The sequence below is a fragment of the Candidatus Annandia adelgestsuga genome, from assembly GCF_003956045.1.
Lineage (GTDB): Bacteria > Pseudomonadota > Gammaproteobacteria > Enterobacterales > Enterobacteriaceae_A > Annandia > Annandia adelgestsuga.
The window spans coordinates 203697-217498 of sequence record NZ_CP026513.1; the positions used below are offsets into that span (position 1 = coordinate 203697).

Here is a 13802-nt window from a genome sequence, read left to right on the forward strand (position 1 = left end):
TATTATAAATTTAAAATTAAAATTTATAAATTTTAAAATTTAACATAATTAAATAAAATAAATGATATATGAAAATAATTACTAGATTTGCCCCTAGTCCTACAGGATATCTTCATTTTGGAAATATGAGAACAGCATTATATTCATGGTTAATATCTAAACATTATAAAGGAAAATTTATTTTACGTATAGAAAATACTGATATAAAAAGATCTTCAAAAAAATATATTAATTCTATTATAAAAGATATGAAATGGTTAAAATTAAATTGGGATAAAGGTCCTTATTTTCAAATAAATAGATTTAAATTATATAAAAAATATTTAAATTATATGATAAAAAAAAAAATTGCATATAAATGTTATTGTTCAAAAAAACGTTTATTAAAAATAAGAAATTATCAAATTAAAAATGGTATTAAACCTAAATATGATAATTATTGTTTGAAAAATAATGTTATAAAAAAAAATAAACCTTATGTAATACGTTTCTGTAGTCCAAAAAAAGGTTATACAATATTTAAAGATAAAGTATATGGTTGTATTAAAATAAATAATTCAGAATTAGATGATTTTGTTATTGTACGTAATAATGGAATACCTACATATAATTTTTGTGTAGTAATAGATGATATAGAAATGAAAATAACTCATGTTGTAAGAGGAGATGATCATATAAATAATACCCCAAAACAAATAAATATTATTAAATCTTTAAAATCAAAATTACCAACATATATACATTTACCTTTAATTTTAAATATCGATGGTAAAAAATTGTCTAAAAGAAATAATGATAATAAAATATCAACATATAAAAAAAATGGATTTTTTTCAGAAACAATATTAAATTTTTTATTAAGATTAGGTTGGTCCTACGGTAATAAAGAAATATTTAATATTAATGAAATGATTAATTTATTTAATATAAAAAAAATTAATAAATCACCTAGTATTGTAAATATTAAAAAAATTTTATCGCTTAATAAAAATTATATGAAAATATTACCTCATTATAAAATAATTAAACATTTAAATTATTTTTTAAAAAAAAAAAAAATTAATACTAAAAAAGGTCCTAAATTAATTTTAGTAATAAAAAATTTTATAAAACATTTTAATAATATTAAAGAAATGTCAAATAACTGTTATTATTTTTATTCAAATAACTTTATATATAATTATATACTATTAAAAAAAAATGTCAACTATAAATTATATAAAATTTTAATACTTTTATATAATATTTTTAAAAATTTAAAAGATTGGAATAATAAAAATATCAATAATTTAGTAAAAAAAATATCTTTAACTATGAATTTAAATTTAAAAAGTTTATTTACAATATTAAGAATTTTAATAACAAACAATAAAAAATGTTTTACTGTTATAAAAATAATATATTTAATTAAAAAAAAATCATTTTTATTAAGAATAAAAAATGGAATTAAATTTATATTTAAAAATAAATTATATTTTGTATAAAATTATTTTTTTTTAAAAAAAGTTGACTTTATAAAAAATTATGTTTATATTGTCTAGTGAATTTATTAATTAAATTAAGGGTAATTAGCTCAATTGGTAGAGCGTCTCCTTTACACGGAGAGGGTTGATGGTTCGAGTCCGTCATTACCCAATTAATTAAATATTTTTATGGGTCGTTAGCTCAGTAGGTAGAGCAGTTGACTTTTAATCAATTGGTCGTAGGTTCGAATCCTACACGACCCAAAAATAATTTAATAAAATATTAATAATATTTTATTAATAATATATTAATTTAAATTTAAAATTTTTACATATTTTTTTTAATATTTTTTTTTATTACAAATAAATAAAATTAAGGTATTCCAAATGTCAACAGATTTTTTAGTCGGAGATGTAGGTGGTACAAATATACGTCTCGCTTTATATAATAATAAAAAAGGTAATATTAAAAATATAAAATTTTTTTTAACATCTAATTTTAAAAATTTAGAAACAGTAATAAATATTTATCTAAAAAACAATAATAAAATTAAACATGGTTGTATTGCAATTGCTTGTCCTATTAATAATGATTGGGTTAAAATGACAAATAATAATTGGGCTTTTTCTATAAATAAATTAAAAATTAATCTTAAATTTAAAACTTTAAAAATAATTAATGATTTTATAGCTATTTCTATGTCAATACCTATGTTAAATAAAAAAGATTTAATTAAGTTTGGGGGTAAAAAATCAATTAAAAAAAAACCAATAGTAGTATATGGAGCAGGAACTGGTTTAGGAGTAGCACATCTTATATATATAAATAAACAATGGATAAGTTTACCTGGAGAAGGTGGTCATGTAGATTTTGCCCCTAATAGTAAAGAAGAATTACTTATATTAGATATATTAAGATCTGAAATAGGACATGTTTCTATGGAAAGAATTTTATCAGGAAAAGGATTAATTAATTTATATAAAACTATAATGAAAATTAATAATAAAAAAATAAAAAAATTAAATCCAGAAGATATTTCTAAAAAAGCAATATTTAATAAATGTATATATTGTAAAAAAACATTATCATTATTTTGTACCATTATGGGGCGTTTTGGGGGAAATTTAGCTTTAACATTAAATACATTTGGAGGTGTATATATTGCTGGTGGTATAGTACCTAAATTTTTAAATTTTTTTAAATCATCTGATTTTAGAATAGCTTTTGAAGATAAAGGAAGATTTAAAAATTATATTAAAAATATACCTGTTTATATGATAATAAATAAACAACCTGGATTATTAGGAGCTGGATTTTATTTAAATCAAATATTAAAATTTAACTAAAAATTTTATATTATAAAAAAATATAAAATATATAAAAATTTAAAATATGAAAAAAGAAAATGTTAATGAAATTATTAAAAGATTATATACTGTTCAAGATATTATAAGATGGGTTTTTAGTTGTTTATCATCATCAAATGTTTTTTATGGACATGGAATTGAAAATGCTTGGGAAGAATCTTTACAATTAGTTTTATCAAATATTAATCTTCCATATGAATATACTCAAGATATGAGAAATGCTAAAATTACTAAAAATGAATGTTCTAATATTTTAAATGGTATTGAAAAACGTATAAGAAAAAGAATACCTATGCCTTATATTACTAGTAAATCTTTATTTTATGGTTATGAATTTTATGTTAACCAAAAAGTTTTAATACCTAGATCTTATCTTGTTGAAGTTATAAATAGTAGATTTCGAAAATATTTAAGAAATAAACCAAGTTATATATTAGATCTTGGTACTGGAAGTGGTTGTTTAGCAATAATATGTTCTTACAAATTTCCTAAAGCTGTAGTTGAAGCATCAGATGTATCTTCTGAAGTATTAAATGTAGCTAAATATAATGTAGTTAAACATAGAAAAAATAATATAAAATTAATAAAATCAGATTTATTTGAAAATTTATCATTTAAAAGATATAACGTTATTATAACAAATCCTCCTTATGTAAAAAGATCAGAATTTAAATATTTACCATATGAATATCATTACGAACCTCCTTTAGGTTTATTAGCTGACGAAAATGGTTTAGAATTTATAAATAAAATAATAATAAACGCTTATAAATATTTAACAGAAAATGGAATTTTAGTTTGTGAAGTAGGAAGCAACAAAGAAAAATTAGAAGAATTTTTTCCAGAATTACCATTTAAATGGTTTAAATTTAAAGATAATTGTTGTAATGCATTTATTTTAACAAGAAGAGAACTTATGATACCAGATATGTTTTTTTAAACTTTAAATAATAAATAAAAGGTAAATTATGGCTGGAAATACAATTGGAAAAATTTTTAGAGTTACTACTTTTGGAGAATCTCATGGAAAATCTTTAGGTTGTATAGTTGATGGAGTTCCTCCTGGTTTAAAATTAAAAAAAAAAGATTTGCAAAAAGATTTAAATAGAAGAAAACCAGGAAAATCTAAATATACGACAAAACGTCGTGAAAATGATAATATTATTATAATGTCAGGTATTTTTAATAATATTACTACAGGTACAAGTATAGGAATGTTAATAAATAATAATGATTGTAGATCTAAAGATTATAAAAATATAAAAAATATTTTTAGACCTGGACATGCAGATTATACATATGAAAAAAAATATGGTATTAGAGATTATAGAGGAGGTGGTAGATCTTCGGCTAGAGAAACTACTATGAGAGTTGCAGCTGGAGCTATAGCGAAAAAATATTTGTTTTTAAAACATAAAATTAAAATAAGAGGTTATTTATCTCAAATTGGTAATATTAAATGTGATTTTAAAAATTGGGATATTATTGAAAAAAATCCATTTTTTTGTCCTAATTTATTAAAAATAAAAAAAATAGAAAAATTAATATGTCAATTAAAAAAAAAAGGTAATTCTATTGGAGCTAAAATAACTATTATAATTGAGAATATACCAGTTGGTTTAGGTGAACCAGTATTTGATAGATTAGATGCTGATTTAGCTCATTCAATAATGAGTATTAATGCAGTAAAAGGAATAGAAATAGGTGATGGTTTTAAAGTTATAAATCAATTAGGTAGTCAACATAGAGATGAAATGAACAAAAAAGGTTTTTTGACTAATCATTCCGGTGGTATATTAGGAGGAATAAGTACAGGTCAAAATATAATTATTAATATTGCACTTAAACCAACATCTAGTATTAAAGTTTGTGGTAATTCTATTGATAATAATGGAAATGAAGTTAAAATTATAACTAAAGGAAGACACGATCCTTGTGTAGGTATTAGAGCAGTTCCTATTGCAGAAGCTATGACAGCTATTACAATAATGGATCATTTATTAAGATATAGATCTCAATGTTATGATATTTTATAATATTAAAATTAATTTAATTATTTAATAAAAATTTATTATATTAAAAAATTATTTACATATATTTTATAAAAAAATAAATTAAATAATATTTATTATAATTAAAAAAAATAATATTATTTTTTTTTATATTAAATATTATAAAATTAAATAATATTTAATATAAAAAAAATAAAATTTAAATATGAAAATTGCACTTGGATTAGAATATAATGGAAGTAGATATTGTGGATGGCAAATTCAAAAAAATAAAAATACTATTCAAGATAAAGTACAATATGCTATTTCAAAAATAGCTAATCAAAAAATTAAAGTTTTTTGTGCAGGAAGAACAGATGCTGGTGTTCATAGTACTGGCCAAGTTATACATTTTGAAACAAATAAAATAAGAAATGAAAAATCTTGGACTATAGGAGTAAATAATTATTTACCTAAAGATATTACTATAAAATGGATTAGAGAAGTAAAAAATAATTTTCATGCTAGATTCAGTGCATTATCAAGAAGATATTTTTATATAATTTATAATAATATTTATAGACCATCACTTATTTATAAAAATGTAACACACATAAAACATTCATTAAATATAAATAATATGTATAAATCAGGACAATTACTTTTAGGAGAAAAAAATTTTAATTCTTTTAGATCTTCTAAATGTCAATCAAAAACACCATGGAGAAATGTTATTCATTTTAATATTATTAAATTTTATTATCCATATATAATATTTGATATTAAAGCAAATTCTTTTTTACATCATATGGTTCGTAATATTATGGGAAGTATTATAGAAATTGGAAAAGGAAAATATCCCATAAAATGGATATCAGAAATTTTAAAATCTAAAAATAAAAAAATATCATTTATAAAAGCTAAAAGCAAAGGATTATATTTATCAGAAATAGAATATCCTAAAAAATTTAATTTACCTAAATTTAAAGTAAATTCTTTATTTAATTTTTAATAAATAAAATTATATTTTAATTATAAAATTGAAGTTAAAGCAATAGTATATAATATTTCTTTCATTGAAGCTCCCCTTGATAAATCACTTATATTTTTTTTAACTCCCTGTAAAATAGGACCTATAAAAGTAACTTTAGAAGTTCTTTGTACAGCTTTATAAGTAATATTACCAGAATTTAATTCAGGAAATATAAAAATATTTGCACATCCAGATAAAATAGAATTTTTGTTTTTTATGTACGATATTTTTTTAGATACAGCTGCGTCATATTGTATAGGTCCTTCTATTATTAAATCTGGTCTTTTATTTTTTACAATATTAGTTGCATGTAAAACTTTTTCTACTTCAATACCTGAACCAGAAATTCCAGTAGAATAAGAAAGCATAGCAATTTTAGGTAAAATATTAAATTTTATTGCAGTATTAGCTGTTTGTATAGCTATTTCAGCTAATTGATATTTATCAGGATTTACATTAATTGCACAATCACTATATATACAAACATTATTATTTAATAATACAAAAAAAGCTGAAGAAATTAAAGAACAATTTTCTTTAGTTTTAATTAATTGTAATGCTGGTCTTATAGTATTTGCTGTTGTATTTTCAATACCAGATACTAATCCATCTACTTCATTATTTTCTAATATTAATGTTGATAATATTATATTATTTTTTAAATCATTTTTAGCTATATTTTTTGTCATTCCTTTATGTTTTCTTAATTCTACATATCTATCTATATAATTTTTATAAATATATTTTGGATTAATAATTTTTAAATTATATTTTTTAAATTCAATATCATTTTTTTTAGCTATATTATATATTTTTTTTTTAGAACCAATTAAAATGCAATCTGCAATTTCATATTTAGAACAAATATAAGCCGCTTTTATAATTTTATAATTTTCACCTTCAGGTAATATTATTTTTTTTTTATTTTTACTAGATAACAAAATTAATTTTTTTATAAAATTATTATTTTTAGTCATATTTTTTTTAGAAAAATTTAATTTAAATATAATATTTTTTAAAATATTATATTTAAAATTTTTTTTTAAATTAGTTTATTTTATTAAATTTATTCCTTCTTTAGCAATAATTAATTCTTCATCTGTAGGTAATATTAATATTGGTATTGTATTTATTTTATTTATAAAACCTGATTTACCAACAATATTTTTATTTTTTTTTTTATCTATAATAATATTAAATAATGAAAATTTATTAATAGTCAATTTACGCATTATAGTTGCATTTTCTCCTATACCACCTGTAAAAACTATAGCATCTAAATATTTATTTATTAAAGTTATATACCCACCTATATATTTAGATAAACGATGACAAAAAACATTTAATGCTATTATAGCTTTACTATTTTTATAATATCTTTTTTCAATATATCTAAAGTCACTACTTTTTTCTGTTAAACCTAATATTCCAGATTGTTTACTCAATAAATTTTTTATATCTTTCATTGTAATACTTAAATATTCATATAAAAAAAAAATTATAGAAATATCAATATCACCACTTCTCGTACCCATTAATAATCCTTCTGAAGGAGTTAAACCCATAGAAGTGTCAATTATTTTTCCATTTTTAATTGATGAAATAGATGCTCCGCCTCCTAAATGACAAACTATAATATTTAATTTATTTTTTTTTTTATTAAATATTTTTGAAGTTTTATAAACAATATATTGATAACTTATACCATGAGCTCCATATCTACGAATACCATAATTTTTATATAATTTATAAGGTATTCCATATAAATATGATTTTTTAGGCATAGTCATATGAAATGAAGTATCAAAAACTGCTACATTTTTTTTAGATAAATTTGGATAATTTTTTATAGATTCATAAATTCCTATTAAATGAGCAGGGTTATGTAATGGAGCAAATACTGAAGATGATTTTATTAAATTAATTACTTTATTGTTAATTAAAGTTGAACTAGTTAATTTATTTCCCCCATGAACAATTCTATGCGCAATAACTTTAATTTTATTAAATAATAAAATATTTTTTTTTAAAATATTATTAAAAACAAAATTTATAGCTTTTTTATGTGAAATATTTTTTATATATTTAATATTTTTTTTATATTTTAAATGATCAAACCACATAATACGAGAATTAGGTAATTTTAAACATTCAACATTACCAGATAAATATTTTTTATCTGATAAAGGATTTATAATAGCAAATTTTAAAGAAGAACTTCCACAATTCCAAACTAATGATAATTTATTAAACATAAATCAACCTATAATTAATTATATTAAATAATAATTAATATCTTATATGTTTAGATTCATTAATTAAAATTTCAGGATAAATTCCTAATAAAATTATTAAAAAAAAACATAATAAAAAAATTATTTTAGAAAATATTTGATAATCGTTATTATACTTATTTAAAAATTTATTCTTTCCAGTATCATATAAATTAATAATTATTTTTAAATAAGCATATATACTTATAACACTACTTATAATTATAGAAAAAGTCAACCACCATAATTTTGTATTTAAACTTGCAAAAATAATATAAAATTTTCCTAAAAATCCTAAAGTAATTGGTAAACCAGCTAAAGACATAAACATTATAGTCATAGCATAACCCATAATAGGAAAACGCCAAAATAAACCTTTATAAATTTTAATATTACTAAAATTTTTAATGTTAAATTTATTAGATATAATACTTATTATACTAAATATACCTAAATTACTTAAAACATAATTAATTATAAAAACACAAATTATTTGTGATGATATTTTAGTTTTAATAATATAAAAAACAGACATTAAATATCCTATCTGTGAAATAGAAGAATATCCTATAATTTTATTTATATTTTTTTGTGTTATTATCATTAAACTTCCAAATATCATAGAAGCACAAGACACTATCATAAATAAAAGACGAATATGCATATAATAATCTGGTAAATATAATATCATTCTTGTTAAAAGAGCAAAGAAAACTATTTTATTATTACTAGATAAAAATGATAATATTGGTAAAGATAATTTTTTATATATATCTGGAGTCCACAAATTAAATGGAACTAAAGATAATTTAAAAAATAAACCGCTTGAAAATATAATGAAACCTAAAGCTAAAAAAGAAGAGTAAAAATCTTCTAAAATAAGAGAAGACATATCTAATGATTTTATTTTAATATATATTAAACTTAATCCAAATAATATTAAAGAAGATGATGTTAAAGATAAAATAGTATATTTTATAGAAGCATTTAAAGATTTTTTTTCATTATACGAAAAATTAATTAAACCAAAAATTGGTAAAGATAATAATTCTAAACCAATAAAAACAATATGCAAATACATTGTGCTAACTACAACAATTCCACCTAAAGTTGATATTAATATTAATAAATAAAATTCTTCTTTATAATATTTATATTTTTTTAACCAATAGTATGAAAATATACATGTTGAAAAACTAGAAAGAATTAATAAAGATATATAAAAAAAAGCATAATTATCAAAATATAAATAATAATCTAAATAAAAAGCATCCATTTTTTTAATAAAAAAAATAGATGGTATAACTGAAATTAAACCTATATTAGTAATTATTAAACTGATTAAATTACTTCTTTTAAAAATTATTAATAATATTAAAATTACAATTGTTAATTCAATTATAATAATAGGTATTAAAGTTAATAGTTCTAATGAAAAAATTTCCATAAAATTGTTAAACCTAATTTAATTTACTAAATATAATATTGTGAATTATATAATGAAATATGATTTGTATCTAATATAAATTGTGGATAAACTCCCAAAAATAATAATAAAATTACCAATAAAATTAATATAAAAAATTCTTTTATAGACATAGTTTTTAATAATCTTCTGTTTTTATTTAAACCATAAAAAACTCTATGCATAATAAATAGAGAATATATAGTAGTTAATATTAAACTTAATGAACATATAAATGAAATTATTGGATAAAATTGAAAAATTCCCATTAAAATTAAAAATTCACCAATAAAATTTCCAGTACCTGGAATTCCTAAATTAGCCATTAAAAAAAATAAACAAAAACCAGGTATATAATTAATATTATTCCATAAACCATACATTTTTTTTGTATTACTAGTATATATTCTATCATAAATTTGTTCAAATATTATAAATAATGCAGATGTAGAAAAACTTATGGATATAAGTTGTATAATTAATCCATGATAAACTATCATACTTCTAGTATATGCAGCAATTAAAATTAATCCCATATGAGAAATAGAAATATAAGCTATAAATTTTTTTATATTTTTTTGTCTAAAAGACATTAATGAACTATAAATAATAGTAAAAATACCAATATATCTAATAATATTTCCACAATGAATAGTAACATTAGGACAAAAAGGTATACAAAACCTAATTATTACATAAACAGAAGTTTTAACTATAATACCAATTAAATCAATTGATCCAGAAACTGGTGTATTTTTATGAATTTGAGATAACCATCCATGAAAAGGTACTATAGGCATTTTTACTAAACATGCTATAAAAAAACCTAACATAATTAAATATTCTTGAAGACAATTCATATCTGTTTTTAACAATAAATTATAATTAAATGTTAAATCACAAGTTTGATCATAATGAAGTAATACTAATATTATAATTGAAACTAACATTAATAAACTAGATAATTGAGAATAAATAAAAAATTTATTTGTAATAAAATTTACATTTTTTTTTGAATAATAATTACCCCATTTTATAATCATAAAATAAATTGGAAATAAAATCATTTCCCAGAAAATAAAAAATAAAAACATATCTGCTGATAAAAATATTCCAAAAGAACAACCTATTATCCATAATAAATTTAATAAAAATAATCCTCTATATTTTTTTATTATTTTCCAAGAACACAATATAGATATTATACTTAATATACTAGTTGTTAATATCATTAATATTGATAAATTATCAGCTGCTAGATGAAAATCTATTCCCAATTTTGTAATCCATGGAATAGAAAATTCAGACTCCCATTCATTAGGCAAAAAATTTTTATTATAAAGATCTAAAAATAATTTTGAAGAAATATAAGTAACAATTATCATAGATAATAAAGAAATAAAACGTGCGAATATTAAATTAAAATATGATATTTGCCAACAAATTAATCCTCCTAAAAAAGGAATTGAAAGTAATAAAACTAAAATCATATATTTCTCATAAAAACAAATTATATATATAAATATGTTTTTTTAATAACATAATGTATATGTAATATATTTATTAAAAATAACATTATTAAAACACCTAATATAATATTATAAATATACCATCTTAAATACCCATTTTCTATTTTATTAAAAAAATTATTGAATAAAATAATTAAAAAAACTGGTATATACATTAATTTATCTATAAAATCTATTTTAAATAAAATAAAAGTTATAATTAAATAAGGTTTTACAAAAATTAAATCATATATTGAATTTAAAAAAAAAGAATTATAAAAAAATCTATGTAAATAATCTATATAATTTTCTTCTAATATGAATTTATATATTTCTATATTATTTTTATAAAATATATAAGAGATAATAATTCCAAAAATAGAAGACAAACATGATATTATAATTAAAAATTTTTCATCAGATGATATTTTACAAATAAAACCGTCTAAATAAGGAAATTGAATAAATAAACCAGCAACTGTAGATAATAAACATAATATTAAAAGAGGTATATTATGAAATATATTTTTTTTAATTATATTATTATATTTTTTATATTTTTCATGAAAAACATAAAATATCATACGAAAAGTATATAAAGAAGTTATAAAAGTACCTAATATACATATATAAAAAATATAAATATAATTATTAGAAAATAATCTCAATAAAATATATTCTTTACTGTAAAAACCAGAAGTTATTAATGGTAATGCTGATAGACTACTTCCACCTATTAAAAAACATATATATAAAAATTTATTATTTTTATATGAACAATTCATAGTAAAAATATTTTGATTTCCACTACAATTTTTTATTAAAGATCCTGCAGATAAAAATAAAAGAGCTTTGAAATAAGAGTGTGTTATTAAATGAAATATTGCTGCTTGCCAAGAACAAATTCCTAAAGATAAAAATATATAGCCTAATTGACTAATTGTAGAATATGCTAATATTTTTTTTATATTTCTTTGAGTTAAAGCAAATAAACCAGAAATAATTAATGTTATTAATCCAATAACATACATTATATAAAGAATATTTGGTGTTAATATAAATATTTTATGCATACGAACAATTAAATATATTCCAGCTGTTACCATAGTCGCTGCATGTATTAACGCAGAAGCTGGTGTAGGTCCAGACATAGCATCTGGTAACCAAGTATACATTGGAAATTGAGCTGATTTACCAATTGCACCAATTAATAAAAATAAATTTGATATTTGTAATATATAATTATTTTTATATAAATACATTATACTAAATTTATTTACTTCTTGAATTGAAATTGTACCTAAATAATTATAAAATATAAATATAGAAATTAATAAAAAAATATCACTTATTTTAGTAGTTATAAAAGATTTAATTGCGTTTTTTCCATAATTTTTATTTTTATAATAAAAATTTATTAATAAATAAGAACATAAACCAACACATTCCCAACCAAAATACATAAATAATAAATTATCAGATATAATTAATAATAACATATTAGCAACGAAAAAATTCATATAAATAAAAAATTTAGCATAATTTTTTTCGTTTTTCATATACCATATTGAAAAAAAATAAATTATAGAACTTATTCCAATAACAATTGAAAACATTGTTAAAGATAATTTATCTAATGTAATTTTCATAGGTATTTCTAAACCCCTAATATCTACTAAATACCATAATATTTGATTAAATGTTTTTCCTTTATTATTAAAAAAATCTATAATACTATTTATTGTTAAATAAATAGAAAACCCCATTGTACTAATAATTATAAAATTAATTTTATTTTTAGATAAACTTTTATGATATATAGTTAATATTATACAGCTAATAAAAAATAAAATTATAGATAAATATAAAATATTCATTATTATTTTATCTCATTTAAAACATCAATATTTAATGTTTTTTTTAAATTATACAATTTAATTAATAACGCTAAACAAATACTAGATTCAGAAGCAGATATACTCATTAACATCATATATATTATTTGTCCTTCATTTTTATCTAAATAATGATTAGCTATAATTAAAAGTAAACCTGTAGAATTTAACATAATTTCAATTCCCATTAATATAAAAAATAAATTTTTACGAATTATTAAAGAAGATGTTCCTAATAAAAACATTATAGTACAAATAATTATACTATTTTTTAAATTAATCATTATTTTTACCATAAATTTATTTTTTTTTTATATTTTTACATATATGTATAGTAACAATCAATCCAGCTAATAAAATTATAGATGACAACTCCATTATAAGCATATTATGATTTAATAAATGTAAACTAACGTTTTTAGGATCTATTATTTTTGTATATAAATTTTTTTTTTTTATCTTATTTAAAAAACGGTTAATTATAAATAATAAATATGACAAAGTTATAATTGTAAAGAAAAAATATCTTATTTTATTTTTATCATTTTTATTATTTTTTTTATAATTTTGATTTAATAACATCATTACAAATATAAATAAAACCATAATAGCACCAGTGTATATAATTATTTCTAAAGCACCAGCTACATAATCACCAATATAAAAATAAATACCAGATATAGAAATAAATGTAATTACTAAATAAATTAAAGCATATACTGGATTTTTATTAGTAATTACATTTATTATAGATAATATTGATATTGTACTAAGTATATAAAAATAATAAATTTCCATATTTTCAA

12 protein-coding genes and 2 tRNA genes are annotated in these 13802 nt (G+C 18.7%); 7 read left to right on the top strand and 7 right to left on the bottom strand.

Annotated features, from left to right (window positions below):
* Window positions 1-68 precede the first annotated feature (68 nt).
* From gltX to truA, 7 genes are all read left to right on the top strand, one after another.
* The gene (gene gltX / locus C3B56_RS01070) at window positions 69-1484 is read left to right on the top strand and encodes a glutamate--tRNA ligase (protein WP_126071583.1); all 1416 of its coding nucleotides are present in this window, start codon (window positions 69-71) and stop codon (window positions 1482-1484) included.
* Between the two features lie 78 nt (window positions 1485-1562).
* Window positions 1563-1635: transfer RNA gene (locus tag C3B56_RS01075), tRNA-Val, on the top strand.
* A gap of 19 nt (window positions 1636-1654) precedes the next feature.
* A tRNA-Lys gene (locus C3B56_RS01080) sits at window positions 1655-1727 on the top strand.
* A gap of 123 nt (window positions 1728-1850) precedes the next feature.
* Window positions 1851-2810 (top strand): glucokinase, encoded by a 960-nt coding sequence (gene glk / locus C3B56_RS01085; protein ID WP_126071584.1) that lies wholly within the window; start codon window positions 1851-1853, stop codon window positions 2808-2810.
* A 46-nt stretch (window positions 2811-2856) separates the two neighbouring features.
* Window positions 2857-3771 (top strand): 50S ribosomal protein L3 N(5)-glutamine methyltransferase, encoded by a 915-nt coding sequence (gene prmB / locus C3B56_RS01090; protein WP_126071585.1) that lies wholly within the window; start codon window positions 2857-2859, stop codon window positions 3769-3771.
* A 28-nt stretch (window positions 3772-3799) separates the two neighbouring features.
* On the top strand, window positions 3800-4867 hold the full coding sequence (gene aroC / locus C3B56_RS01095) for a chorismate synthase (RefSeq protein WP_126071586.1): 1068 nt from the start codon (window positions 3800-3802) through the stop codon (window positions 4865-4867).
* A gap of 181 nt (window positions 4868-5048) precedes the next feature.
* On the top strand, window positions 5049-5834 hold the full coding sequence (gene truA / locus C3B56_RS01100) for a tRNA pseudouridine(38-40) synthase TruA (RefSeq protein WP_126071587.1): 786 nt from the start codon (window positions 5049-5051) through the stop codon (window positions 5832-5834).
* 20 nt (window positions 5835-5854) lie between these two features.
* Here truA and pta read toward each other — a convergent pair whose 3' ends face one another.
* Genes pta through C3B56_RS01135 form a run of 7 tightly spaced genes read right to left on the bottom strand, consistent with a single transcriptional unit; the run spans window position 5855 to window position 13794 of the window.
* The gene (pta, locus tag C3B56_RS01105) at window positions 5855-6877 is read right to left on the bottom strand and encodes a phosphate acetyltransferase (protein ID WP_320409810.1); all 1023 of its coding nucleotides are present in this window, start codon (window positions 6875-6877) and stop codon (window positions 5855-5857) included.
* A gap of 30 nt (window positions 6878-6907) precedes the next feature.
* A complete protein-coding gene (locus C3B56_RS01110) occupies window positions 6908-8110 on the bottom strand; it encodes an acetate kinase (protein ID WP_126071589.1) in 1203 nt (400 codons plus the stop codon).
* A 34-nt stretch (window positions 8111-8144) separates the two neighbouring features.
* Entirely contained in the window at window positions 8145-9575 is a 1431-nt protein-coding gene (locus tag C3B56_RS01115) for an NADH-quinone oxidoreductase subunit N (RefSeq protein WP_126071590.1), read from the bottom strand.
* Window positions 9576-9601: 26 nt separating this feature from the next.
* Window positions 9602-11083: a complex I subunit 4 family protein gene (locus C3B56_RS01120; protein ID WP_126071591.1), complete on the bottom strand. Its 1482-nt coding sequence runs from the start codon at window positions 11081-11083 to the stop codon at window positions 9602-9604.
* 20 nt (window positions 11084-11103) lie between these two features.
* Window positions 11104-12978: an NADH-quinone oxidoreductase subunit L gene (gene nuoL / locus C3B56_RS01125; RefSeq protein WP_126071592.1), complete on the bottom strand. Its 1875-nt coding sequence runs from the start codon at window positions 12976-12978 to the stop codon at window positions 11104-11106.
* 2 nt (window positions 12979-12980) lie between these two features.
* On the bottom strand, window positions 12981-13280 hold the full coding sequence (nuoK, locus tag C3B56_RS01130; RefSeq protein WP_126071593.1) for an NADH-quinone oxidoreductase subunit NuoK: 300 nt from the start codon (window positions 13278-13280) through the stop codon (window positions 12981-12983).
* A gap of 16 nt (window positions 13281-13296) precedes the next feature.
* Window positions 13297-13794: an NADH-quinone oxidoreductase subunit J family protein gene (locus C3B56_RS01135; RefSeq protein ID WP_198684114.1), complete on the bottom strand. Its 498-nt coding sequence runs from the start codon at window positions 13792-13794 to the stop codon at window positions 13297-13299.
* Window positions 13795-13802: the final 8 nt, after the last annotated feature.

Excerpts from the sequence above, each read along its gene's own strand:
- gltX (WP_126071583.1), top strand. The coding sequence starts at position 69 with ATGAAAATAATTACTAGATTTGCCCCTAGTCCTACAGGATATCTTCAT.
- glk (WP_126071584.1), top strand. The coding sequence starts at position 1,851 with ATGTCAACAGATTTTTTAGTCGGAGATGTAGGTGGTACAAATATACGT.
- prmB (WP_126071585.1), top strand. The coding sequence starts at position 2,857 with ATGAAAAAAGAAAATGTTAATGAAATTATTAAAAGATTATATACTGTT.
- aroC (WP_126071586.1), top strand. The coding sequence starts at position 3,800 with ATGGCTGGAAATACAATTGGAAAAATTTTTAGAGTTACTACTTTTGGA.
- truA (WP_126071587.1), top strand. The coding sequence starts at position 5,049 with ATGAAAATTGCACTTGGATTAGAATATAATGGAAGTAGATATTGTGGA.
- C3B56_RS01110 (WP_126071589.1), bottom strand. The coding sequence starts at position 8,110 with ATGTTTAATAAATTATCATTAGTTTGGAATTGTGGAAGTTCTTCTTTA.
- C3B56_RS01115 (WP_126071590.1), bottom strand. The coding sequence starts at position 9,575 with ATGGAAATTTTTTCATTAGAACTATTAACTTTAATACCTATTATTATA.
- C3B56_RS01120 (WP_126071591.1), bottom strand. The coding sequence starts at position 11,083 with ATGATTTTAGTTTTATTACTTTCAATTCCTTTTTTAGGAGGATTAATT.
- nuoL (WP_126071592.1), bottom strand. The coding sequence starts at position 12,978 with ATGAATATTTTATATTTATCTATAATTTTATTTTTTATTAGCTGTATA.
- nuoK (WP_126071593.1), bottom strand. The coding sequence starts at position 13,280 with ATGATTAATTTAAAAAATAGTATAATTATTTGTACTATAATGTTTTTA.
- C3B56_RS01135 (WP_198684114.1), bottom strand. The coding sequence starts at position 13,794 with ATGGAAATTTATTATTTTTATATACTTAGTACAATATCAATATTATCT.